We start from the raw sequence: 23,982 nt of genomic DNA, 5'->3' as shown, positions 1-23,982 counted from the left end.
CCTGGCCTACCGTCATACCTCGCCCCTGTCTCGAGATCCGGTCGTCTTGCATCCGCCCGAGGCGAACTGCGGACAAATCCTCCCGGCACGCGGAGGCCTCAGAAAGGGGAATGCATGTGCAAAACGGGTTTCCGGACAGTGCGCACCCAGGGCACAGGATCGTTTCTCCAGTAGTCACGCAAGCCCACTCTTCTCCCGCCCCAGCGGAGAAAGCAGGCTGAGAGCAGGTCACCCACACGGGACGTCGCCGACGGCGGTCACAAGGCCAAGCGAGCATGGCGAGCGTGACCGTGATGTGCCGGTGCCATGAGGCCCAGCGCTTGTCCTGGTAGTGGTCGAGGCCGACTTGACCTGTGGCGGTCTGGCGCTTCCCTCCGACATCCACCGGGACAGCACCGGCCTCGGCATCCGTTCAGGGAGACCGTCGACACACGGGCGTGCCTGCGGGCGGCGAATTCGACACGAGTGCGCTGCTGATCCGATGCGGGCGGCTGGGGGGGACTTCAAGCGGCTACGGGACGGCGGTCCAGAGAGTGCGCCGACGTTGCTCGCGAGTGCGGTCAGGACGTGCCGGACGTGCGTCTTCGCGAGGCCGCGGTAGCGGCATCGGCGTACGTGGTGGCCGTCCACGAACTCCTCGATGCTGCCCTCGGCTCCGAGCGGAGCCCGGGGAGTCGGCGCCAGTCGACCATTTCCATAAACTATGAATATAAAACTGCTATGCTTCGAGCATGAGTCGTGAAGACACCGCTCCTGGCGCGTCCGCCGCCATCGGGGCAGCCCTCTACGGCCTGGCCACCAGGGCCGCGAGACGCCTGCCCCGGGACATGAGCCTGACGTCCGCCGCCACCCTGGCCACCCTGGACCGGACCGGCCCGCGGCGCATCACCGATCTGGCCGCGGTCGAGGGCGTCACCCAGCCCGCGATGACCGCCCTGGTCCGGGTGATGGAGGAGTCCGGCCTGGTCGAGCGGCGGGGCGACGCGTCCGACAAGCGGGTCACGCTGGTGTGCCTGACCGAGGCCGGCGCCTCGTATGTCCGGACGCGTCGCCAGGCGGGCGTGCACGCGTTCGAGCGGTTGATCGGCGAGCTCACCGGCGACGAGGTCGAGGCGCTGGTGGCGGCCCTTCCGGCGCTGAAGCATCTGGCAGAGCTCGAAAGCGAGGACCGCGAAGGGCCGAAGCAGTGACCGGGCAGCCGGTCGGCGAGGTCGCGGCGAAGGCGTTACCGGTGGCGCGGTGCGAGGCGCGGCTGCTGGTCCCCGCCCTGATGTTCATCGCCCTGGTCGTGGCGGCGGTCGCCAGCCTCGGGACGCCGCTCATCACCAGCGTGGCGACCTCGTTCCACGTCTCGCTCGGCAGCGCGCAGTGGACGCTGACCGTCGCGCTGCTCAGCGGCGCCGTCGCCACGCCGGTCCTGGGCCGGCTCGGAGCCGGCCCGCACCGGCGGGCCGCGATCCTCGCCACGCTGGCGGTCGTCGTTGTCGGCAGCGCGCTCACCGTGCTGCCGCTGCCGTTCGCGTGGCTGCTGGCCGGCCGGGCGGCCCAGGGCGTCGGGCTCGGGCTGACGGCGCCGATGATGGGCGTGGCCCGGGACCACCTCCCCGAGGAGCGCGGCGCGGCCGTGATCGCCCTGATCTCGGTGGTCTCGATCATCGGGGCCGGCGTCGGCTACCCGCTGGCCGCCCTGCTCGCGGAGCTCGGCGGGGTACGGGCCGCCTACGGTCTCGGCCTGGTCGTCACCGCCGCCGCCCTCCTGACCGCGTGGCACTCCATGCCGGAAGCCCCCGCAGGCCGCTCCGCCCACGTGGACGTGAAAGGCGCGGTCGTCCTGGCCGCTGCGCTGCTCCTGGTGCTGTTCCTCGCCGGCGAACGGAATCTGTGGAGCCGGCACCTCGCCGTGGCGGCGGGCCTCACCGTCGTCGCGGTGGTGCTGCTCTGCGTCTGGGCCGTCATCGAACTGCGCAGCACGACGCCCCTGGTCGATGTGCGGGCGGTGCGGCACCCCGCGGTCGCCGGGGCGAACCTCGCCATGTTCGTCGGCGGGATCGGCATGTACCTCCTGCTCACGCTCATCACCAGGTACGCGCAGACGCCGCACGGCGCCGGCTACGGCTTCGGGCTGACGACCTTCGTCGCCGGGCTGGTCCTCATCCCGTTCTCGGTGCTGGGGTTCGTCGCCGGCAAGCTCGCGCCGCGGGTCCGGACGCGGATCGCCGACCCCCTGCTCCTGGCCGGCAGCGCCGTCGTGGTCGGCGGCGGGTTCGCCCTGTTCGCGGCGGCCCGGTCGGACCTGGCCGAACTGTTCGCGGCGATGGGCGTGCTCGGCTTCGGCGTCGGCGGCTTCTCAGCCGTCATGCCCGGCGTCATCCTGGCCGTCACTCCCGAGAGCGAGACGTCGAGCGCCATGAGCTTCAACTACGTGGTCCGCAGCGTCGGGTACTCCCTGGGCAGCGCCATCGGCGGCCTCGTCCTCGCCGCGGGCACCGGCCCCGGCCACCTCTTCCCCGGCGACAGCGCCTACACCACCGCGTCGCTGGTCGGCATCGGCGCCATGGCGATCACGACGCTGACAAGCCTCGCTCTCGCCCGCCGACGCTCGTCCGAGACCAACCCGTAAGTCAGATGCATTCATCCCAACACTGGAGGTTCCATGCCCAAGGGCTACTGGGTCAGCGTCTACCGCACCATTTCAGACCCTGAGAAGCTGGCCGCCTACAACAGGCTGGCCGCTCTGGCCGTCCAGGCCGGGGGCGGTCGGACCGTCGTCCGTGGTGGTCGGGTCGCGGCGTATGACGCCGGAGTCGCCGAGCGCACCGTCCTGGTCGAGTTCGACAGTTTCGAGCAGGCCGTCGCGGCACGTGAGAGTGCGGCTTACCAGGAGGCGCTGGTCGCCCTCTCCGACGGTGTCGAGCGCGACTTCCGCATCGTCGAAGGCATCGACTGACCGAGGTCCGGTCGGATCTTCACTGAAGTGCCTCAAGCTCCTCGTGCCGGCCGGCTGGTAACGCACCATCAGCCACCTGGCCAATGGACTCCTCCTGGAAGAGGACCTCTGGGGCGTCCGCTTCCCGGGCCGGTGACCGCACTCCGCCCAAGTCCGGGTGTTGGCCGGCATTGCGGGACAGCTTGTCGGACGGGCTGGAAACAGTGATCTGACGGAAGGGATGTCATGCGTGCCCTGCAGTACGGGAGGTTCGGTGGCCCGGAGGTCCTGGAGGAGGCCGATGTGCCGGATCCGTCGGCGGGGCCGGGTGAGACTCTGGTCCAGGTGGAGGCCGCGGGTGTCAATTTCGGCGACATCAAGCAGATCGCGGGCGAACACACCCACGGTCCGTACGCCCCCCAAGGCCCGCTGCCCCGTGTTCCCGGCATGGAGGTCGTCGGCAGGACCGCAGCCGGCCGACGAGTCCTCGGCTATGTTCCGCAGGGCGGTTATGCCGCCAAGACGGTTGTCGCCGACCGCCACCTGGTCGCGTTGCCGCCGGGGGTGGGCGCGGGAGAAGCGCTGGCAGTTCTCGTACAGGGGCTGACGGCGTGGCATCTGCTGCGGTCGGTCGCGCGTATCAGGCCCGGTGAGAGCGTGGTGGTCCATGCCGCCGCGGGCGGGACCGGCGGTCTCGTCGTCCAACTGGCCCGGGAGTTCGGGGCAGGACGGATCATCGCCACGGCATCGTCCGACGAGAAGCGCGCCTTGGCTCTCGAACTCGGCGCGGACGCGGCGATCGACGGTGACGCGGCCGGCTATCGAGAGCGGGTCCTCGACGCCAACCACGGACACCCGGTCGACATCGTCCTGGACGCCATCGGCGGCCCCGTCCTCGACGCCGCCCTGGACACACTCGCGCCCCTCGGCCGACTGGTGACCTACGGCGCCTTGTCCCGGCAGGCGGCCTCCGCGATCGCGCCGAGCCGACTGGCGGTGGACAGCATCACCGTCGCCGGCTTCTGGGTCATCCCGCTCATCGCCAGGAACGGTGCCGGCGGTGCGGAGCTCGCGGAACTGCTCGACCTCACGGCGCGGCGTCGCCTGCGGCCCCTGGTCGGCGCGGAGTACGACCTGGCGCGGGCCCGCGACGCGCACGAGGACCTGCTCGGCCGCCGTACGAAGGGGAAACTGATCCTCCGCCCTTGACGACCAACGCCCGTCTTGCCACCGTACGGCCCTACGGTCGGCCCGCGCCGTCACCCGCCGGCGTCTCACCCGCCACGACGCCTTGCAGCACTGGGTGGCGTGTCCGGCCCCCAGGGGCGGACACACGCTTTTCCCGCGAGTCCTCGGAGGCCTCGATGAGAATCTTCGTCGCCGTATTCGGCATCCTCGCCGGCATCACCCTCGTGCTCTGCAGCGGAAAGTTCGCCCGCGCCGCCACTGGTCGGCGAGGAGCCGTCGGGCGGGCCAACGCCGCCGCGGGCGAATCCACGGTGCGGCTGGGCCCGTTGATCGTCGGTGTCTTCCTCATCGTCATCGGAATACTCGCGGCCGCAGGCGTCGCAGAGGTCGGATGACGGCCGTGGCCGGGGACGATGTGCGCCTACGAGGGGCCCTCGCGTGCTGTACCGGCGCGGGGGCGCTCAGTCGGGTTCCGGTGCCGGGCGCGGCGCCGCGAGCGGGGAGCGCCGGCCTTTCTCCACCGCGCGCAGCTGGTCCCGGTCGCGCTCGGGGTGGGCGGGGATGACCCCGGCTGCACACTGCGGAGGGGCTACGTCATCAACTCGATGTGCGGATGCTCGGGCTCCGCCGGGCAGACGAACAGGTGCTGCCGGTAGCCGCTGCCTATCTGGACACCGGTCGCGTTGTAGCCGCGGTGGCCCGGGTATGGTCCGGCACCTGGGTGGGGGTGCGGAGACCAGCTGTTCCCGGCATCGTCCCCTTCCTCGAACGTGGCGATGGTCATCAGGACCTCCATGCCGGTGCCGCACTCGGAGCAGGCCTGCGAGCTGGGGTCGGCGGAGTCCCAAGCGGGCCAGCCGCCGACCTTCCAGCCGGGTGCGTTGGACAGCACACAGTCGTAGTACGTGTCCGGGTCCATGTCTTCCTCTGCTGCCTGCGGCACATTCCACTGCTTGAGCTGCTCCCGCAGTTCTTCGCTCAGCTCGAGTTGATCGGGGTATTCGGTGATCTGCTCCGGTTCGAGCACGCACGGTTCCGGTAGGTAGCCGTCGAACTGCACTGCGGGCGGCTCGGGCGGCGTGTCGAGGATGTCGGTGACGGCGGCTGCCGAATGCCAGAAGAGCCGGGTCTTGGGCATGATCGGATGATCGAAGGGGCACCACAGAACCTGCAGGAGGTCCTTGCCCTCCGGCGGGCGCAGATCGGGCACATCCCTTGCGTACAGCTGCGCGACGGGCAGCATCGCTATGGGGCCGTCGTACGCCTGGACCGACAGCCTGACCGGATACGCCCGAGGGGGTCGGATCCGCTCGAGAGTCTCCTGTTCCTCCGGAGTCATATCCCGGCCGTGCGAGGCGGCGAAGATCCGTCGTTCCAGCCGCAGATCCGCCGGGGACCGGGCTGGGTTGATGCCATCCACCACATGCGGTTCCAAGCAGTGCGGCCACGGCTCCTCCGCGGGCCACAGCAGCGGCCCGCCGATCGAGCTGTCGCGCCGCGTCGGCTCCCCGGGGCGGGGGTGCAGGCGGGTCGCCGTGCGGGCCAGCGGAGCCAGTTGGGGAAAGACCGCGGCAACATCGATCGGCCGTGGTGGAGTGACAGGAGTGACATTCATGGCGGCAATCTTGCCCATCCCCTCTGACAACGACCCTCGTGGCCGCCCCACGAAACGTTCCAATGTGTTCCGGGTGACTCGCGGCGATCCCAGGACAGGAGTTGCCCTGACATCTGTCAGGAGTTGAGCACCCGCTGCCTCGCTAGGGTCTGTCCACAGCGCTGTCCGTAGGTCAAAGCCTTCACTTTCGAGACGGGGGAAACGCATGAGTCGCTCGATGGATCGCAGGACGCTGCTGAGGTCGGCCGGGTCCGCGGCGGTGGCGGGATCGCTGGGCGCGCTGGGAGTCGCGGCGCTTACCACCCGCCCAAGCAGCACCCGCGACGATCAACACCGACCAGGTGATGGCCACCACTGATCGCTTGACCCACGCCCCCAACCAGCGCGGAACGATCGGCATCGAGCTCCGCTCCGGCTACTACAACGGCTACCAGTACGGCTGGGGGCGGCTGGTCGGCTCCGGCTGGGACCCGCGTGGCTGGATCTGGCTGGACATCAGCAGGGACGGCGGCAGAACCTGGTCCTTCGCCGACGGCACCTATCTGTCGGACGGCACCGGCTACGCGCACACGTCAGGGTGGCTCACCCAGTCCGACCCGAACTACGTGTTCAGGGCCAGCTACGACAGCAATTTCCGGGCCGTCAACCCGTACGTCCAGAGTGGAATCTGGTAACAGCCGTCCGGTCGACTGCGCCTTATCCCACGCCCCAGGGTGACCGCCCGCAGCCTCAGTGCACACCCCACTGGAAGCAACTGCCGGACGGCAGACGCATCTCCTGATGACCGCCTCACGAGCTCGAAGTTCCACGACGGGCCCCGCGTGGGCGACCCGCCCCGAACCGTCGGCTGTTCAACAGGGCGGGCGGCGAGGAGTGGGGGTCTGTGAAGGACACCTCGGATACCGGCGAGACCACCTCGGTGCGTCCTTGTTGGGCACGCACCGCCGACTCCACCACAGGGGGATCACCATGAAAACTTCCGCGCGCAAGCTCTCGGCCGTCGTCACCGGCCTGGCACTCACCGCACTGGGCACCGTCTTCTCCGGCACGGCCGAGGCAGCCAATCCGTGCTGGTGGGGTGATGGCGGCATGCGCATGTACTGCAACAACGTCTCGGGTGCCACGGTCTACGCCACTCCCGACACCAGCCGTCCGGTCGGCACGATGTACTCGAACCCGAGCTGGTTCGAGTGCCGCAGGGACACGGGAGCCTACATCGGCGGCCCCCACCCGAACCGGTGGCTCTGGACACAGGCCGACAACGGCAAGTGGGGCTGGATGAAGGACACTGACATCTACAGCGAGACCGACCCGGTGCCCACCCACATCGGCAACGGCATCCCCCAGCCCTGCTGACGCCGGCACCTCGACCGGCCCCGGCCCGCTCCGAGAGTCCCACCGACACTCGGAGCGGCCGAGGCCCGTTCTGGGCGGTCACCGTCGCGGAACGGCACTGGTGCTCACACTCGCGGCTGGAGCAGGTAGCCGGTGAACCAGGTCGGGAATTCCCGCCTGAGTCCGGCCGGGCCGGTGACTGTGACCAGTTCGGAGCGCAAGAGACTGTCCCAGGTGCTTTCGCCGAGCCAGAATCTGGTGAGCGCCTCCAGGTCGGCGTCGACGTGGAGAGCGATGTCGAAACCGCCGTCCTCCGCGCACAACTGCACCCCGGGTCGCTTCGCCAGCAGGAAATGGGGGGCACCGGCGCCCCGGAATCGCAGCTCGACCATGGTGGGGTGCTCAGGGAGACGATCGGGAACGACACGACGGTGCATGTCCCACGCCAGCACCTCCGGACTGAGGTCCTCTTTGCGCAGTCCACGGGGGTCCGATTCCAGGGCCCAGAGTCCGAGTTCTCTCAGTACGGGAGCCAGGTTCTCTCCCGCCTCGGTCAACTGGTATTCACCTTTGTCCCGCTGCACGAGACCCGCCGATTCGAGCCTCTTCAGCCGTGCGGAGAGCATTGTTCTGGAAATGCGGGGGATGCCGCGCTGAATACCGTTGAAGTGCCGCTCCCCCATCATCAGCTCCCGCACCACCAGCAGGGTCCACCGTTCCCCGAGGACGTCGAGAGCGCGGGCGATCGGGCAGAACTGCTGGTAACCGGCCATGGAACGAGGGTACCGCGGGCGGTACGGAATCTGGACTGGTCTGTGTGCGCGGTCGGCCTAGGGTGAAGGCATGAGCGACGACAACAGCATGCGCGGTTCCGACGGCGAGTTCGACGACAGGGGCGTGAGCGGACTCGATCACCTTCTCTCCATCATCGACGGGCGCAGCCCGAGGGCCCCCATGTCGGCGACTCTCGGTTTCGATCTCGTCGCGGTGGAGCCCGGAACGGCAGTTTTCGAGGGGAAGACCGGAGAGCATCTCTGCAACCCGATGGGATCGGTGCATGGCGGATTCGCCGCCACTCTCCTGGACTCGGCGCTCGGATCCGCGGTGCTCACCCGGCTTCCGGCCGGACTGGCCTACAGCACGGCACAACTCAACGTGAATATGATCAGGCCGGTCATGCCGGCGACGGGAACGCTGCGCGCGACCGCGCAGGTGATTCACCTCGGCCGTACCCTGGCGACCGCCGAGGCGCGGCTCACTGGAATCGACGACGGAAAGATGTACGCCCACGCGACCGCCACGTGTGCGGTTTTTCCGATGCGACGCACCTGATCTCGGACACGGTTACCACCCCGCACTCGCCGTCGGTCCGCGTCCGGCACGTCTCGGCGTTCGGCGTCCGAAGACTCGAGCGGCGGTCGGCTCGTCCGGCCGCCGCTTGACGGTGAGAAGCCCGCGCTGATCCACTGCCTGCGAAGATTCGACATCCGGTCCCCGATTTCGCCGGGCGGGAGCACGGACCGAACCGAAGGAGTGCGGCCATGCCAGCCGAAGCGATCGTTCGCCAGTCCGTCGTCGACCTCCTGGAAGAACGCCTGCGCACGAACATCCTGGACGGCACCCACCAGCCCGGCTCCCTGCTCCCGCCGGAGCGTGAACTCGCCGCGTCCTACGGCGTCACCCGCACCACCCTGAAGCACGCCCTGTCCCGGCTGGAGCAGGCGGGCCTGCTCCGCACCCGGCACGGTGTGGGCACGAAGGTGCTGGACTTCCTCAGGTCCGGCGGCATCGACCTCCTTCCGCTGCTGGTGGGCCAGGACGGCCGGTGGCTGTCGGACGTGTTCGAGGCCCGCCGGGCGATCGGCGGACTGATCGCGCGCAAGGCGGCGTCGCAGTGCAGCACCGCGCAGGGCACTCGGCTTCGTGCCGCGGTGGACGCGGTGGGTGAGACACCGGACCCGGCGGACGCCCAGCTCGCTGAGGCCGAGGTGCACCGGGAACTGGCCCGCACCACGGGCAACCGTGTGTACCTGCTGCTCACCAACACCCTGCTCAACGCATATCTGCCGGTTCGTCACGTCATGAGCACCCCCTTCGCGGACCCGGCGGTCGCCGCGTACCGCATCCGGCAGGTGGTGGAGGCCGTGGTGAACGGCGAGACGGAGGAGGCCGGACGGGCCGCGGAGGCCTATCTCCAGCTGACCGCGCAGGAGATGACCGCGGATCTGGTCAGGCACAAGCCGCGGAAGTGACCCCGGCGCCACCGGGCACCACAAAGTCACGGACGAGGCCGGGGACTTGACCTACGAGGAGTGGGCTGGTTCTCTGCCGTCAGTGGATGAGCCACTGAGCCACTCGGTCACCGGCTCGCGGGGCTCGTCATGAACTTCCGTGGTCTCCCTACGGCTGCCTCACGCGTCGGACGGCCCGGACGATTCGGAGAGGAAGGGTGGCGTACATGGCGGCAGGCCGGGGAGCGCACTTCGCGGAGACCATGACGGGCGGTCTGCGGCTCGACACCGGCGGGGGCGGGAACCGGCCCGTGACACTCGACCTGCGGGTGGACGCACCCGGCCCGCTCCGCCCCCACGGGGTGACAACTGCCTTCGTCACGGGCCGCGTTCGGATCGGCGGGTGGGCCGACGACTTGCATGCCTCCGGCACCATGCTCATCGCCCCGCTGTCCCGGGGCCGGATCGACTACCACGTGCGTTTCACGGCCCTGGACGGCCGGGAGTACGCCCTGGAGGGTCACAAGTCCCCGACCTGGCGCAGTCCGCTGCGTTCCATGACGGTCCTGCCGATCCGCCTGCGCCCGGCCGGGGAGACGGGCGGCCGGGAGGAGGGCTCGGGCTCCCACCGCTCCGTCGGTGAGGGCCGGTTGCGGTTTCGCCTGCGTACTCTGCCGTCGTTCGCGGCGAGTTGGCGCTTTCCGGCTGCGGCCGACTCCACCGAGGGCCTCACCGCGGCTCGCGGGGACCGCCTGAACGTCTGGTACAGCACCTTCACCGACCCGAGGACCGGTAGCGGATTCTGGTTCCACCACGAGCTGGTGCGCCCGGTGAACGGCACGCCCTACACCCATGGTTGGGCCGCGGTGTACAGGCCGGACACGCCCCCCGTCCTCGACCGCTTCGGCCCCCATGCGCTGCCGGAGGGCTCGGCCTCTTCGGCTGAGGACGGCGCTCCTCCCCTGCCGCCGGGCTTTCACTCCCCGTCCGCCGTCGCCACCGCGCACGAACTGCGCGGAAGGACCGAGCGGTTGGTCTGGGACCTCCGGGTGGCCGCGGATTCGGCGCCCCTGCGTACCTTCCCCCGGCTGGCCTGGAAGCGCCGAGTGCTGCCCGCCGTGCACGTCGTCCCGCAAGCACAGGCGCGCTACCGCGGGTCCGTGTGCCTCGACGGACAGACGCTGCTCGTGGCCGACGCCCTGGGTGCCGGCGCCCGTATCGCCGGCCGGGGCAACGCCCACCGCTGGGCCTGGCTGCACGCCGATCTGGACGAGGACACCGTTCTGGAGGTGGTGGCGGCCGTCTCCGGCCTGCCGCTGCTGCGACATCTTCCGCCGCTGGTGTTCCTGCGACTGCGCAGAGCCGGACACGACTGGCCGCGCGGCGACTGGCGCAGCTCACTGGGCGTCGTGGGGATCGGACGGTTCCGGGGCACGCCCCGGCTGCCGACCTGGACCGTGCGGGGCCAGGCCGGAGGGCGCCGGATCGAGGTCCGGGTGCAGCTGCCCGAGGGGAGCCGGACCGCGGTCGGCTACACGGACCCGGACGGCAGCAGGTCCACCTGTCACAACAGTGAGCGGGCCGACGTGCGGGTCCGCCTGGAGCAGTGGCGCGACGGCGGGTGGCGGCCCGAACAGGTCTGGGACGTGCGGGGCACCGCGCACGCGGAGGTGGGGCTGCGATGAGCACGCTTCACGGCCGGGCGCTGTCGGCGGTGCTGCTGGACGTCGGCGCGGACGCGCACCGTCCCGAGTGGGAAGGACAGGTGCCGGAACGACTGCACCGTTTCATGTCGTCCCTGCCTCCTTACCTCCGCACGGGTCTGCACGCCGCGGACATGGCTCTCGACGGGTTCTCCGTCCTCACCACGGGCCGGCGTGCGCACCGTCTGCCGCCGGACGCCAGGGCGCGGCTCCTGCGGCGGCTGATCCGGCTGCCCGGATTCGGGCCCCTGATGGACCACGCGAAGATCCCGCTGTTGCTGGCCGCGGGGGCGAGCCGGCACGGCCCCCGGCCGGACAGACCCTTCGTCCGGGCCGATCCTCCGCTGGACCTCTCCCCGTCTTCGGACTGGCCCGACGAGTACCGCGTGGACGCCGTGGTGATCGGTTCCGGTGCGGGAGGTGCCGTGGCGGCGCTGACTCTCGCGTCCTCCGGACGTTCGGTCGTGGTCCTGGAGGAGGGACGTCACTTCTCGACACGGGAACTCGCCTCGCGGCCGCCCCTGGACCGGTTCGCCGACGCCTACCGGGACGGTGGCGCCACCCTCGCCTGGGGTCTGCCGCCCGTCCTGCTGCCGCTCGGCCGGGCCGTCGGCGGCACGACCCTGGTCAACTCGGGCACCTGCTTCCGCACGCCCTCTCATGTACTGGGCCGATGGCAGCGCTCCCACGGCATCGAGCTGGCGGACCCCGTCTCCTTCGCCCGTCACCTGGACCATGTGGAGAGGCTGCTCGGCGTGGGGGTGCCCGATCCGTCCGACCTCGGCCGCAACGGCGGGCTGGCGCTTCTCGGTGCCGGCCGCCTGGGCTGGTCCGCCGCTCCTCTGCGCCGTAACGCCATCGGGTGCGGGGGATGCTGCGAATGCGTCGCCGGCTGCCCGAGCGGCGCCAAGCAGGCGGTGCACCTGTCCGTGCTGCCCGCGGCGTGCGCGGCCGGCACCCGTATCGTCACCCGTGCCCGGGCCACCCGCGTCGTCACCGAGCACCATGCGGGCGCTCGACGCGCCGTCGCGGTGGAGGCGGTGCGTCCGGACGGCACGAGCTTCACCGTCAGCACCGGCCTCGTCGTCGCGGCGGCCGGAGCCCTGCACACCCCGGCCCTGCTGCGGCGCTCCGGGCTGGCGGGGCATCCAGGGGTGGGCCGCAATCTGGCGATCCACCCGGCCGTCAGCGTCGCTGGGCGTTTCGCTGAAGCTGTCACGGGTCCGGGGGCGGGACCCAACATCCTGCAGAGCGTCGGGGTCGACGAGTGGCACGACGAGGGCATCCTCATCGAGGCGACCGCCGCACCTCCCGGCATGACGTCCTTCGTCCTCCCGCATCTCGGCAGCCGATTGAAGCGCGAGCTGGACGACGCGGGAAGGCTCGCCGTCCTCGGCGCGATGGTCTCGGACCGCTCCTCAGGACGCGTGCGCGGCACGCACCGCCCGGTGGCGTCCTACACCCTCCACGCCGAGGACGGACGCCGCCTCCTGCGGTCCCTCTCCCACATGGGGCGCATCCTCTTCGCGGCGGGCGCGCGCGAGGTCCTCACGGGCATCCCGGCACACCCGTCGGTCACCTCGCCCGCCGATCTCGACGACGTCGTCCGCCGCACCGGTCGCCGCCGCCTCCACCTGTCGGCGTTCCACCCCACGGGAACCGCCGCGCTCGGGGCGGACGACCGGCACTCCCCCGTGCGCCCCGACGGGCGACTGCGCGGAACGGAAGGGGTGCTCGTCGCCGACGCGTGCCTGCTGCCGTCGTCGCCCGGTGTGAACCCGCAGATCACCATCATGGCGCTGGTCCACGCCGTGACCGAGCAGGCGGTCCGCCGCGACGGGGGATGACAGGGCGCCTGCCGATCGTCACGAACGGCGTCAGCCTACGGAGACCCTCCGCGAACACCGCAGACACCCGCTGTTCGATCCCGATCGCACCGGGGGCGCGGCAAGAGCATGACGCGGTTCACAAGGAAAGAGTGACCAGACGTTGTCGCGGGCGGCTGCAACGGTCGACGGCATGACGAGGACGCGAGTTCACTCTCCTCGAGTTCCGACCCCCAGTCCCAGTGGTTCCGGGCGGTCAGCCGTTGAGTTGCCAGATGGCGAGGTTGAGGGACGCCGCGTACAGCACCCACAGTGCGTAGGGGACGAGCAGCAGCGAGGCTGCCGGACTGCTGCGGCGGAAGAGCAGCATCGTGACGCCCAGCGCGGCAAGCAGCAGGCAGATGTCGAGAAAGGCGAGGCCGTACTGCCCGGCCGCGAAGAAGAGCGGCGTCCAAGCCAGATTGAGGGCGAGTTGGGCGCTCCAGACAACGATCCCCGCCCTGGCCTCGGCGAGTGGGCTTCGGCGCAGTACGAGCCAGGCGGACACGGCGATGGTGGCATACAGCACCGTCCACACCGGGCCGAACAGCCAGGATGGCGGGGCCCAGGGAGGAAGGTCGAGCGAGCGGTAGGTGCTCGCGGCGTCGGACGCCGCGAGTCCGCCCAGGGCCGCGACGGCGTAGCAGACCGCGAGCAGCAGGAGCAGGAGCGGCCGGCGCCGGGCGCGGCGGGGCTGCGGGGCGGCCCCGGGCAGGGTGTGCGTCACGTGTGGGTCTCCTCGGGTGTGGGGCTGGGCAAGTCGCCCGGTGCCCGGGATCCGCTGTGCCATGGGGTTCTCACAGGCCTGTGACGCGGGCGATGAAGAACGCGGCGACGAGCAGGCAGCCGATCACGATCAGGGACAGCCACAGGCGCGGATGTTCCCAGAGACCACCGTCGGGCGGTTCCTGGTGGGCCGTGGCGGTCGATCCTTCGACGGGCGGTGTCTCCCCCGGAGGGGTCAGCCGTTCGGTCATGGTCGCACCTCCGCGTGCCGGTCGGTCCGTGGGGAAGCTGCCGTGCACCTGGTACTTCCGTCCCGCGCATGCGATCGGATGCATCTGGCGCGTCACGGCCAATCGGCTCGCGAACCGGCACCCGGCTGGGGCGCGTACAGCGTCGGTGTGTCCGGGGGCGCTCTCACCCCCGGTGGACTGCAGGCGCTGCGAGCCGCTCTCCTGAATGGTCGTCGCTCGGCTCCTGGCCGGCATGGTGAGCCTGCGTTCTGGCTCCGCTCAAGCGCCGCACCCTGCGGTCGCGGAGGAGGGTTGGCTGCTCATGGGCCCGGGACGGGAAGTTCCGCCCAGATGATTTTGCCGTCGTGGGTGTAGCGGGTCCCCCAGCGAAGCGCGAACTGGGCCACCAGAAACAACCCACGGCCTCCTTCCTCCACGGCACCGGCCCGTCGCATGTGCGGGGACGTGTTGCTGCCGTCGGACACTGAGCAGACGATTCGGTTGTCGGTGCGGATGAGGCGCAGGCGGACGGGCCCCTGGGCGTGCCGGATGGCATTGGTGACCAGCTCGCTGACGATCAGTTCCGCTGAGAAGGCCAGTTCGTGCAACTGCCAGTGGGCAAGGCGCTCACCGGTCAGCGCACGGGCCCGGTGCGCAGACTCCGCTTGGAGGTCCAGGGCCCACGTGGCGACGTTCTCGGCGGGGAGCGGCCGGGGCCGGGCGACGAGGAAGGCGACGTCGTCGCGGGGACGGTCGGGCAGCAGAGCGCGCTCCACCGTGCGGCAGATGTCTTCCAGGGGACGATCGGGATGGGCGAGGGCGAAGCTGAGCCGTTCCAGCCCGGTGTCCGTGTCGGCGTCGGAGGCTGTGAGCAGCCCATCGGTGTAGAAGGCCAGGACGGAGTCCTGCGGGATGTCCACTTCCGCGGACTCGAAGGGCAGCCCGCCGATGCCCAGGGGCGGTCCGGCCGGTATGTCGACGAACTCCACCGGCTTCTTCAAGTGGGCGAGGGCAGGGGGCGGGTGGCCTGCGCGGGCGAAGGTGGCACGGCGTATGACGGGGTCGTAGACGCCGTACAGGCAGGTGGCTCCGACGACGCCCTCGACCCCCGTGGGGTGTGCTTCCTCCGCTTCCTCGGCCAGTCGGTTGACCAGGTCGTCGAGGTGGGAGAGCAGTTCTTCGGGGGGCAGGTCCAGGTCGGCCAGGGTGTGCACCGCGGTGCGCAGACGTCCCATGGTGGCTGCGGCCCGGATGCCGTGGCCGATGACGTCGCCGACGACCAGCCCCACGCGGCCGCAGGCGAGGGGCAGCACATCGAACCAGTCGCCACCCACGCCCGCCTCGGTGTCCGCGGGCAGGTAACGGTAGGCGGCTTCCACTGCCGCGTGGGCGGGGAGCTTCTGGGGCAGAAGGCTTCGCTGCAGTGTGAGTGCGGACGTGTGCTCGCGGTGGAACCGGCGCGCGTTGTCGATACACACGGCGGCACGGCCGGCCAACTCTTCCACGAGCAACAGGTCTTCGGAGGCGAAGGCAAGGGGATCGCGCCAGCGCATCAGGGTGGCCACGCCCATCGTGACTCCTCGCGCCCGGAGCGGAACCACCATATGGGAGTGGATCCCCAGCTTGTTCAGACGCGCCCTGCGCACAGGGTCGTCGAGCAGCCAGGGGCTGGCCGGGTCCAGCACGGCGTTCAGCACTGGTGCCCCGGACGACAGACACTGCCACTGCGGTGAGCCTCGCGGGTAACCGACCTCGTGTCCCGGCGCCACGACGGCCTCGGGCAGGTCTTCCCGGACCGAGCGGTGGGCGACCCGGCACAGGTCACCCGCCCCGGCCGCGGCATCGGCGGGAAGTTCGCTTCCGGCCAGCGCATCGCCGATCAGGTCCACGGCGATGAAGTCCGCCACCTGTGGCACCAGGACGCCGGCCAGCTCCTGGACAGTACGTTCGAGGCCCAGCGTGCTGCCGATCATGGCACTGGCCTCGTTCAGCAGGACGAGCCGCCGCTGAGCCCGGTGAAGATCGGTGACGTCCGCGGCCTCCTCGCACACGCCCAGCGGCCGTCCCTCCGCGTCCTGCAGCCGGTAGTAGGAGAGCGACCAGACATGCTCACGACCGGGATCCGCCGGGGAGCGGCCTCTGTGATGCAGGCCTACGACGGTCTGCCCCGTGTCGAGCACCCCTCGCATGATCTGCGTGACCGAGGACGGGTGCTGCGCGGAGAGCGCCTTGCTTCCCGGGTGCAGCTCGTCCTCGCTGCGCCCCAGATACTGCGTGAAGGGCCCGGGCAGTTCCCGCTGCGCCGCCTGGTTCGCCCAGGCCACCCGGAGGTCCGGGCCGTAGATCGTGAGAGCGACCGGAGACTGCGTCGCCATACCGTGCAGCATCGCCTGCTGCATCTGCCACTCCGCGAGTCGCTCGGCGTCCGTCAGCATCAGCACAGTGGTGGGGCCGGCGACTGTGTCGGGGAGGCTGTGGCACTCGACGGCCACGCGCACGAGACGGCCAGAATGGTGACGCAAGGTGACCGCGCGAACGCTGCGCGAGGTGCAGCGGGGACTGAGCCCTTCCTCTCCGCCTTCCGCGGACATGGCGTCGACCGAGCGGCCGAGCACCTCCTGGGCCTGGTAGCCGAGCAGCCGGACGGCCTCCGGACTCCATCCGGTCACCACTCCGCTGCGATCCAGCAGGACAGTGGCCGCCCGGATCACCCTCGACGGGTCACCGAGGCCGACTGCCTCGGCCCCGTTCGGTGGTGCCTTCATCTCACGTCCGTTTCGCCGGCCCCGCTCGCACGGCACATGCCCGGTCTCCCCCCTCAAGCATCGACCCACAGCGAGTGCGAGACAAACCTCCCGGGCCGGGCCTAGCTGTGCCACGGATGACCGGCCAGGGGCCGCATCCTCCAGCCGCCGGCAGATCGAGAAGATCGGCTCGCCGCGTGAGCGCTGTGGGGGCCGTGCCGGGCCGTGTCGCCGGTCGCTTGTCGCCGTGTCGGGCCGTGAGGAGCCGTGCGGAGGGCGGACCGGACCAGGGCGGGGCCGCCACCGGATCAGTGCGGGTCGGCGGGGACGGGCGAGAGCCGGTAGGCGCCCTCGTGGGCGACGACACGGCCGGCCGTGGGCGGCGCGAAGTGGGTGCCCAGGAGGAGGGTGTCCGTGCCGGCGAGCGATGCGAGCAGCGTGCGGCGCGAGGCCTCGGACCGCTCGGGCTCGATGTCGACGCAGGCCCCGATGGCGGGATGGGCGAGCTGGACGGGGTGGTGGACGCAGTCGCCGGTGATCAGAGCCGTCTCGCCACGGCTGGTCAGCTCGACGGCGACGTGGCCGGGGGTGTGCCCGGGGGTCGGGATCAGGCGCAGGCCCGGGGCGACCTCGACGCCGTCGGCGGGGACGTCGACGAGGTCGAGCAGCCCCGCCTCCTCCACCGGGACGACAGAGTCGCGGAACATCTGCCGGCGCGCCTCCTCCATCTCGTACCCGGCCCAGAACTCCCGCTCTGCTCGTGAGGTGATGTAGCGGGCGTCGGGGAAGGTGGGGATCCACTCGCCGTTCACCTCGCGGGTGTTCCAGCCGACGTGGTCGGCGTGCAGGTGGGTGAGGATCACCAGGCCGACGGAGTCCGGGGGAAATCCGGCGGCGGTGAGGCGCTGCAGGTAGTCGGTGTTCAGGTGGTGCCAGGCGGGGTTGGCTCGCTCCTTGCCGTTGCCGATGCCGGTGTCCACCAGAATGCGCAGCCCGCCGACGGTGAACGCGAAGCTGTGGCTGTCGATGTGCAGGATGCCCTCGTCGTCGGCGAAGTGGGGACGCAGCCAGTCCTGGTGGCCGACGACGTCCGGCGTGGCGCCGGGCAGCAGCCACGGACCGGTGGCGGGCGGCAGGAGGACCTCGTCGATGCGGTGGACGGTGACGTCGCCGACGGTCCAGGCGGGGATGGCGGTCGGGTGGGTGGCCGCAGGAGTGCTCATGATCGGTCGTTTCCTTCTTGTCTCGCTGGGCGAGGCCGTTGTGCGCATGGTGGGCTGCCCCGCGTCTCGACGCGGCGAGTGCTGACAGGGCCCCTACGTCCTGGTAGTCGAGAGGGAGGGGCGTCGACGCACGGGCTGCGGCGAGGCGCGGGGCCAGGATCGAGGCGTCCAGGACGAGGGCGCAGAGCGGTGGGCGCGCTGGGTACGGGCTCCGGTGGGGCCGGGTTGCGCAGGTGCGCCGGGTGTGACGGTGGGCATGGACTCCTCGAGGCTTAAAGCAATTCATTTGCGTTAGCCGACCGTAGGCTCTACGGTCGACTAACGCAAATACTTAGCTTTTGACTCACAAGGGCCTCGGCCTCTCCGGCCTCCGGCCCCTCCCGCCCGAGGAGAGAAGAAGCCATGTCCTGCGCTGATGTCACCCCGCCGGAAGCGGCCCGCTGGGCCGCCCGTGCCGGGCTTCCGCTGCCTGCCGACCGCCACGCCGCGGTCGCGGCCACGGCGACCCACATCCACTCCGTCGTCGCGCTCCTGCGGGAGCTGGACTTCGGGGACACCCCGCCCGCCCCCGCCTACCGCGCGGAACAGGAGATGCACGATGCAGCCGTATGAACTCTCCCTGCGCGCAGCCGCCGACGCGATCCGGGCCCGTCAGCTGTCTCCCGTCGAGCTGGCGGACTCCGTCCTGGAGCGCATCGAACGGGTTGAGTCTCGCCTTCGGGCCTACGTCACCGTCGCCGCCGAGCGCACCCGCCGGGCCGCACGCGAAGCCGAGAACGACATCGCGGCCGGCCGCTACCGCGGCCCCTTGCACGGCATCCCGATGGGCCTCAAGGACCTGATCGACGTCGCCGGCGTGGCCACGTCGGCCGGCTCACGCGTCCGGGCCGACCACCGAGCGCGGACGAGCAGCACCGTCGCCGCCCGCCTGTCGGCGGCCGGAGCCATCCTGGTCGGGAAGACCCACACGCACGAGTTCGCCTACGGGCTGACCACGCCGCAGACCCACAACGCCTGGGACACGGGCCGGATCGCCGGCGGCTCCAGCGGCGGATCCGCCGTCGCCGTCGCAGCGGGCACCGCTACCTTCGCCCTGGGCACCGACACCGGCGGATCGATCCGGGTGCCTGCTGCGTTGAACGGGGTGGTCGGCCTGAAGCCGACCTACGGTCTCGTCCCCCGCCACGGTGTCACGTCCCTGTCCTGGTCCCTGGACCACGTCGGCCCGATCACCCGCACCGTCGAGGACGCGGCCCTGGCCCTGACCGCCCTGGCCGGACACGACCCGCGCGACCCGGCGTCCCTTCACACTCCCGCCGTGGACTACCGCCCGAGCCCGGGCACGGACCTGACGGGGCTGCGCGTGGGCGTTCCGCGCACCTACTACTTCGACCACGTTGATGCGGAGGTGGAAGCCGCCGTACGGCGCGCCATCGAGCAGCTTCAGTCCCTCGGCGCGCGCCTCGTCGAGGTCGAGATCCCCATGACCCGCTACATCCAGGCCACCCAGTGGGGCCTGATGGTGCCCGAGGCGACCGCCTACCACGAGAGCACCCTGCGCACGGTCCCCGAGCTCTACCAGACAGACGTCCGCATCCTCCTCGAGGCCGGCACACTGATGCCCGCCGGGGACTACCTGCGTGCCCAGCGCGCCCGCACCCTCATGCGGCAGGAATGGGCGGGCATGTTGCAGGAGGTCGACCTGATCGTCGCCCCCAGCGTTCCGGCGACCGCGGTCAAAGCCGGCCAGGAGACCATCAGCTGGGCCGACGGCACCATCGAGGGCGTCTCCGACGCGTACGTACGCCTCTCGGCCCCGGCCAACATCACCGGCGTACCGTCCCTGTCCGTCCCCGTCGGCCACGATGCGGCAGGCATGCCGATCGGCATGCAGCTCCTCGGGCGACCGCTCGGAGAGCGGGTGCTCCTGCGGATCGGCCATGCGTACGAGCAGACGCAGCCCGCACGCGAGCTCGCGAGCGCGGCATGAACGAATGCGGGGCCCGGCCTGGTCACCCCGGCCGGGCCGGAAGCGCCGTTCGGCCGCGGTCGGCCAGGTGCCGCAAGGTGAAGACGGTCGCACGGAGGTGAGGTGGGCGGTCCGCCAGACGCAACGATTTTGCTTTAAGGTGAGGTCCATGAGCAGGCAGATGGTGCGCCCCGGGGGGCGCAGCGCCCGGGTTCAGGCCTCGGTCCACACCGCCGTGCGCGAACTCGCCGCGGAAGTGGGCCGGGAGGCACTGACCGTGCCGCTGGTCGCCCAGCGCGCGGGCGTGACGCCGTCGACCATCTACCGCCGCTGGGGGGACCTGCAGGAGCTGTTGTCGGACGTGGCGGTCGAGCGTCTGCGGCCCGAGACCGCACCCGACGACCACGGTGCCCTGTCGTCCGACCTGGCGGCCTGGGCCGAGCAGTTCCTCGACGAGATGGCCTCCCCCACCGGCCGGGCCTATGTCCGCGACGCACTGCTCGGCGACCCGGACGGCAGCAACGCGGGCCAGTGCTCGGCCTACGCCGCCGAGCAGATCGATCTCATCCTCACCCGAGCGGCTGCACGTGGTGAGAGGACGCCCGGCGTCGAGGCGGTGATCGACCGCGTCGTCGCGCCCATGATGTACCGCATCCTCTTCCGTCCGGACGGACTCGACGCCGCGTACGCGCGCCGACTCGTCGCAGATGTCCTCGGCCGGACCGACTCGTGACCGGATGATCGCACCGGCGTGTCCGGCTGGAAACGCCTGCGACGCCCGGGCCACGGAGGCCGGCGGGGCCTCGCCGGGTCCCAGCAGATGGACGCCGACCTCCCGGATCTTGACATGTTGCCGGAGCGCTTGCGGAACGGCCAAGTGAAAGAACGGGTGCGCAAGTCTGAGGTGGCCTGCCGGTTCAGATCTGGTCTGACGTTCTGTTGGGCAGTCCGTATTGGTCAGCGATCGGGTGCCATCGTTGGATGAAGGCGTTCTTGGCGGCGGTTGCTCGGGAACTGGCGGCGGCAGCAGCCGTGTAGTTGTCGTCGTGGGGTGCACTTCCGGGCGCGCATCCGCCGTCGGCCATCGCGTCGGCCCAAGCGGCGTACGCGGCATCCGCGTTCTGGCTGTGTCGCCACGCCGCACGCAGATGCGTTGTCGCGTCGGCACTACCGGAAACTCGTGACAGGTCGAGTTCATCAAGCCGAGCGATGAGCGTGGAGCGCTCTTGCTCTGCTCTCCTCAAGGCAGTGCTGGCTGCTGAGACCGATTCGGGTGAGCTGCAGGTCTCCACGGCTTTGACTGCGCTGACAACGCTGCTCCGAGACTTTGCACTGCGGGCGAGCAGTTGGTCCAGGGACCCGGCTTGATCCGCTGCTGAGGCAGGGCTTGAGGATGTGGCGGTCTGCGATGAGGCTGGAGGCTCCATGCCGCTCTTTGAAGTGAGTGTCCACACCAGCACGGCGATTACCACCGTCGCGAGTGCAGCGGCGATCACGACCAGCCTGGTGTGCCGACCGCCGCGTGCGCCTCGCGTTTCCTCCGAGTGTGCGTACCTGGTCGAGGGTGTGGTGGCCGTCGGAGGGGTGACCCGTCCGGCTTCATGCCGGAGGTCTGAAGTCCTAGCACGTGGCTGCACGTCCGTTGGAGGCGTCAGCTGTGTGGATTGGCCGGCAGCCGGCTCCACAACCGCTTCTGTCGCCTGTGGCACCACCCGGGTGGCAGGGTGTGTTTCGTCTGTGGCTGTCGCTCCGGCAGCCACTTCCTTGAGCATGCGATGGGTCTGCGGCGCGCCAGGACGCGCGTCCGGGTCCTTGTTCAGCAGCATCTCTATGACTGGGGCAAGACGACCGGCGTGGCGTGGTTCCGGTAGCGGGTCCGTGATCACGGCTTGCAGCGTTCCCAGGGTTGATGTTCGCCGGAACGGTGACTGGCCCTCGACTGCGGCGTACAGAGTCGCGCCCAGGGACCACAGATCTGAGGGTGGACCTGGCCGGTGACCCGTGGCGCGCTCAGGGGCTAGGTAGTCAGGTGAGCCTACGATGTCGCCGGTGCGGGTGAGCCCAGAAGCCCCTTCGAAGAGCGCGATGCCGAAGTCGGTCAGCACGACCCTGCCGCTGCGCTCCAGCAGCACGTTGGCGGGTTTGACGTCACGATGCAGAATGCCGAGCTGGTGGGACTTGTCCAAGGCGGCCACCACCGCCATCCCGATGCGGGCGGCGTCCCGAGGCAACAGGGTTCCCTCGGTGTCGATGATGTCCGCTAGAGACCGCCCATCGATCAATTCCATGACGATCCAGGGCTTGCCACTCTCCTCCAGCACGTCGAACACCATGATGACGCCTGGATGCTTGATTCGAGCTGCGGCTCTGGCCTCCTGTTGCAGCCGGGTATGCAATACGGACTGTTCCCCCGGCGGCAGACCGCTAACGCTTACTTCCTTGACCGCGACTTCACGCTCGAGCAATGCATCGTGAGCTCGCCAGACCGTACCCATGCCGCCGTGACCGAGCTGTTCGACCAATCGATACCGCCCGGCGAGCACCCGCGGACCGCCCTGATCAGCAGGTGATTGATTCATAGCTGTCCTCGTCCGCGCCCTGCAATACACCACTCATCGAGGAACAGGTGCATCTCCGGTAGCCAGGGGCTCCAGGTCCCGGCTGACTCAGCCGCTGCGCAGAACCACCCATACACAGATCCCAGAGTTGTTGAATTCAGCACATCAGGGGATTCCACTCCTCATGCGGCTCAGAATCGAGCTCACCTTCATTGTCTCGCTTTGGTCTCTCACCAGCCAAATCAAACCGTTCCCTGCGGGAAATTCCGACGCGGGCCAGGCGCGGGCCACGCGGGGTGCACGACGGTCGGCAGTGGCGAGCCGGCCAAGACCTGGTTCTGGCCTTGAGACCTCTGGCCCGCAGGAGCCCCAAGGCGGACGTGAGCGGGTCGGCTCGTGAGATTGGGGTCAGCGTTGGTGCTCCGCTGGTACCGGCTCGGTTTCGGGGCGGTGGGTGGGGTGTGCGTCCTTGAAGTAGTCGTACGCCACTTGCGCCGCGGCGAGGACCTCGTCGTAGATCTGGTCCATGTACGGACCGGCGCAGACGGTCGAGGACCAGTGGTGGTGGTAGAAGAGGTTGCTCCCGCTGGGGCGTTCGCCGATCACCTCGGCGAAGAGCCAGCCGGCCAGGCGGGCGGCGTTCCTCCAAGTGGCCTCGCCGACCGTCCAGTCGGGCGCGAGCGTTGCGTTCGCCATTTCGATGCTGATCGAGCTCTGGTTGCCGACGGTGTTGCCGACGGCCCAGGCGTACTCGTACACCTTCACGTACTGAGCGACCGCGCCGGCGGCGTCCACGTCGAAGTGGGCCGAGGCCGGACGTACTCTCCAGACGTCGAGCACACCCTGGTGCGAAAGCCGGCCGGCGTTGTGGTGCAGCGTGACCGACGTCTTCTTGTACGACGTGTGAGTGACGTGACCCGTAGCGCTGAGCTCGTCGATGAAATCCGCCACAGGGCAGTCGTAAGGGATGGTGGCGCTCGCTTGTGAGCCGGGCCGTGCGTCGTCCTCGGCGAAGCCGACGAAGTCGCTCTCCGGAAGGTCGTCAAGGTTGTCGGTGCCGGGTCCGTCACCGGTGCCAGGCCTGCTGATGGCCGCCCTCACGTCAGTGTCGTCAACATTCGACTTTTGCATGATGCCGTCCTTTCAGTTGCGCAACTTTCCGCGACAGGAGATCCGATGGCCGGACGAGGAGTTGCGGCACCGCCTTGGTGACCGGCGACGGCTGACGCCTGCCGCGTTGATGACCGAGTGAGGGGTGCCGAGTGAGGGGTGCCGAACCGAACGCGGACCGTCTCGCTCCCCTCGGCGCGGCCGGAGTCGGCGAACGCGAGTCCGGTGGAGAGGCAGACTTCTGAGGGGCCGTCCAGGGCGTCTATTTCCAGGTTCGCGCCATGCGCAAACCCTGTCAATTCCGGTCGGGACGTGCGTCCGTGCTGCTCGGCGACACCCCCGGCCGCCCGCCACCCACCTCGGCAGATCCGACAGCAGCCAGAGCCACCCTGACCATCTCCGCGTGGTCATGCCCCTCCCCCGCGCTCTCCTGCGCACGGCCCCACGGCATGCCGCGGGTGAGGCCGTCAGGTGTGGTCGACTGTGACGACACTCCGCGCCTGGCCCAGCGCGGCGCGCGCCAAGCCGCGTAGCCAGGCGTGGGCTTGGTCGGTGCAGA

The 23,982-nt window shown here is 70.1% G+C and carries 23 protein-coding genes; 14 read left to right on the top strand and 9 right to left on the bottom strand.

Annotated elements, in window-relative coordinates:
• Positions 1 to 228 precede the first annotated feature (228 nt).
• The gene (locus ACFV20_RS13960; protein WP_385656108.1) at positions 229 to 684 is read right to left on the bottom strand and encodes a transposase; all 456 of its coding nucleotides are present in this window, start codon (positions 682 to 684) and stop codon (positions 229 to 231) included.
• A 143-nt stretch (positions 685 to 827) separates the two neighbouring features.
• Between ACFV20_RS13960 and ACFV20_RS13955 the strand changes: the two genes are divergently transcribed.
• From ACFV20_RS13955 to ACFV20_RS13935, 5 genes are all read left to right on the top strand, one after another.
• Positions 828 to 1,190: a MarR family winged helix-turn-helix transcriptional regulator gene (locus ACFV20_RS13955; RefSeq protein ID WP_381433536.1), complete on the top strand. Its 363-nt coding sequence runs from the start codon at positions 828 to 830 to the stop codon at positions 1,188 to 1,190.
• Entirely contained in the window at positions 1,187 to 2,620 is a 1,434-nt protein-coding gene (locus tag ACFV20_RS13950; RefSeq protein WP_385655973.1) for an MFS transporter, read from the top strand. Before ACFV20_RS13955 ends, ACFV20_RS13950 begins: the two co-directional genes overlap by 4 nt.
• Before the next feature lie 33 nt (positions 2,621 to 2,653).
• The gene (locus ACFV20_RS13945) at positions 2,654 to 2,947 is read left to right on the top strand and encodes a DUF1330 domain-containing protein (protein WP_385655971.1); all 294 of its coding nucleotides are present in this window, start codon (positions 2,654 to 2,656) and stop codon (positions 2,945 to 2,947) included.
• 225 nt (positions 2,948 to 3,172) lie between these two features.
• A complete protein-coding gene (locus tag ACFV20_RS13940) occupies positions 3,173 to 4,135 on the top strand; it encodes a zinc-binding alcohol dehydrogenase family protein (protein ID WP_385655969.1) in 963 nt (320 codons plus the stop codon).
• A gap of 155 nt (positions 4,136 to 4,290) precedes the next feature.
• On the top strand, positions 4,291 to 4,509 hold the full coding sequence (locus ACFV20_RS13935) for a hypothetical protein (RefSeq protein ID WP_385655967.1): 219 nt from the start codon (positions 4,291 to 4,293) through the stop codon (positions 4,507 to 4,509).
• A gap of 194 nt (positions 4,510 to 4,703) precedes the next feature.
• Here ACFV20_RS13935 and ACFV20_RS13930 read toward each other — a convergent pair whose 3' ends face one another.
• A complete protein-coding gene (locus ACFV20_RS13930) occupies positions 4,704 to 5,747 on the bottom strand; it encodes a hypothetical protein (protein ID WP_385655966.1) in 1,044 nt (347 codons plus the stop codon).
• Between the two features lie 326 nt (positions 5,748 to 6,073).
• Between ACFV20_RS13930 and ACFV20_RS13925 the strand changes: the two genes are divergently transcribed.
• Positions 6,074 to 6,403 (top strand): hypothetical protein, encoded by a 330-nt coding sequence (locus tag ACFV20_RS13925; RefSeq protein ID WP_385655964.1) that lies wholly within the window; start codon positions 6,074 to 6,076, stop codon positions 6,401 to 6,403.
• A 295-nt stretch (positions 6,404 to 6,698) separates the two neighbouring features.
• On the top strand, positions 6,699 to 7,085 hold the full coding sequence (locus ACFV20_RS13920) for a hypothetical protein (RefSeq protein WP_234847187.1): 387 nt from the start codon (positions 6,699 to 6,701) through the stop codon (positions 7,083 to 7,085).
• Positions 7,086 to 7,189: 104 nt separating this feature from the next.
• Here the strand turns inward: ACFV20_RS13920 and ACFV20_RS13915 are convergent, their stop codons facing one another.
• Complete coding sequence (locus ACFV20_RS13915) at positions 7,190 to 7,837, bottom strand: winged helix-turn-helix transcriptional regulator (protein ID WP_385655961.1); 648 nt, start codon at positions 7,835 to 7,837, stop codon at positions 7,190 to 7,192.
• A gap of 70 nt (positions 7,838 to 7,907) precedes the next feature.
• Here ACFV20_RS13915 and ACFV20_RS13910 point away from each other — a divergent pair, with 70 nt between their 5' ends.
• From ACFV20_RS13910 to ACFV20_RS13895, 4 genes are all read left to right on the top strand, one after another.
• On the top strand, positions 7,908 to 8,396 hold the full coding sequence (locus ACFV20_RS13910) for a PaaI family thioesterase (RefSeq protein ID WP_385655960.1): 489 nt from the start codon (positions 7,908 to 7,910) through the stop codon (positions 8,394 to 8,396).
• Between the two features lie 209 nt (positions 8,397 to 8,605).
• Entirely contained in the window at positions 8,606 to 9,316 is a 711-nt protein-coding gene (locus tag ACFV20_RS13905; RefSeq protein ID WP_385655958.1) for a FadR/GntR family transcriptional regulator, read from the top strand.
• A gap of 206 nt (positions 9,317 to 9,522) precedes the next feature.
• The gene (locus ACFV20_RS13900; protein WP_385655956.1) at positions 9,523 to 10,980 is read left to right on the top strand and encodes a hypothetical protein; all 1,458 of its coding nucleotides are present in this window, start codon (positions 9,523 to 9,525) and stop codon (positions 10,978 to 10,980) included.
• Positions 10,977 to 12,845 (top strand): GMC family oxidoreductase N-terminal domain-containing protein, encoded by a 1,869-nt coding sequence (locus ACFV20_RS13895; protein ID WP_385655954.1) that lies wholly within the window; start codon positions 10,977 to 10,979, stop codon positions 12,843 to 12,845. The genes ACFV20_RS13900 and ACFV20_RS13895 overlap by 4 nt, the downstream gene beginning before the upstream one ends.
• A 235-nt stretch (positions 12,846 to 13,080) precedes the next feature.
• Here the strand turns inward: ACFV20_RS13895 and ACFV20_RS13890 are convergent, their stop codons facing one another.
• The 4 genes from ACFV20_RS13890 to ACFV20_RS13875 all read right to left on the bottom strand — a co-directional run bounded on the left by ACFV20_RS13890 (position 13,081) and on the right by ACFV20_RS13875 (position 17,786).
• Entirely contained in the window at positions 13,081 to 13,590 is a 510-nt protein-coding gene (locus tag ACFV20_RS13890; RefSeq protein WP_385655952.1) for a TspO/MBR family protein, read from the bottom strand.
• Between the two features lie 70 nt (positions 13,591 to 13,660).
• On the bottom strand, positions 13,661 to 13,840 hold the full coding sequence (locus tag ACFV20_RS13885; RefSeq protein WP_385655950.1) for a DUF6480 family protein: 180 nt from the start codon (positions 13,838 to 13,840) through the stop codon (positions 13,661 to 13,663).
• Positions 13,841 to 14,139: 299 nt separating this feature from the next.
• A complete protein-coding gene (locus ACFV20_RS13880) occupies positions 14,140 to 16,584 on the bottom strand; it encodes a SpoIIE family protein phosphatase (RefSeq protein ID WP_385655948.1) in 2,445 nt (814 codons plus the stop codon).
• A gap of 287 nt (positions 16,585 to 16,871) precedes the next feature.
• Complete coding sequence (locus tag ACFV20_RS13875) at positions 16,872 to 17,786, bottom strand: MBL fold metallo-hydrolase (protein WP_385655946.1); 915 nt, start codon at positions 17,784 to 17,786, stop codon at positions 16,872 to 16,874.
• 402 nt (positions 17,787 to 18,188) lie between these two features.
• On the opposite strand from ACFV20_RS13875, the gene ACFV20_RS13870 reads away from it, so the two are divergent.
• From ACFV20_RS13870 to ACFV20_RS13860, 3 genes are all read left to right on the top strand, one after another.
• A complete protein-coding gene (locus ACFV20_RS13870; protein ID WP_385655944.1) occupies positions 18,189 to 18,398 on the top strand; it encodes a hypothetical protein in 210 nt (69 codons plus the stop codon).
• Positions 18,385 to 19,776 carry an amidase gene (locus ACFV20_RS13865; RefSeq protein WP_385655942.1) on the top strand — a complete coding sequence of 464 codons (1,392 nt, stop codon included), beginning with the start codon at positions 18,385 to 18,387 and terminating at the stop codon, positions 19,774 to 19,776. The genes ACFV20_RS13870 and ACFV20_RS13865 overlap by 14 nt, the downstream gene beginning before the upstream one ends.
• Positions 19,777 to 19,924: 148 nt before the next feature.
• Entirely contained in the window at positions 19,925 to 20,488 is a 564-nt protein-coding gene (locus ACFV20_RS13860; RefSeq protein ID WP_385655940.1) for a TetR/AcrR family transcriptional regulator, read from the top strand.
• A 184-nt stretch (positions 20,489 to 20,672) separates the two neighbouring features.
• Here the strand turns inward: ACFV20_RS13860 and ACFV20_RS13855 are convergent, their stop codons facing one another.
• Together ACFV20_RS13855 and ACFV20_RS13850 are read right to left on the bottom strand one after the other, a co-directional pair.
• The gene (locus ACFV20_RS13855) at positions 20,673 to 22,334 is read right to left on the bottom strand and encodes a serine/threonine-protein kinase (RefSeq protein WP_385655939.1); all 1,662 of its coding nucleotides are present in this window, start codon (positions 22,332 to 22,334) and stop codon (positions 20,673 to 20,675) included.
• 387 nt (positions 22,335 to 22,721) lie between these two features.
• A complete protein-coding gene (locus ACFV20_RS13850; protein WP_385655937.1) occupies positions 22,722 to 23,444 on the bottom strand; it encodes an N-acetylmuramoyl-L-alanine amidase in 723 nt (240 codons plus the stop codon).
• Positions 23,445 to 23,982 lie beyond the last annotated feature (538 nt).

It is taken from the genome of Streptomyces sp. NPDC059696 (genome assembly GCF_042733745.1).
Lineage (GTDB): Bacteria > Actinomycetota > Actinomycetes > Streptomycetales > Streptomycetaceae > Streptomyces.
The sequence above is the reverse complement of the archived record's forward strand: the minus strand, read 5'-3'. Positions and strand labels throughout refer to the sequence as shown.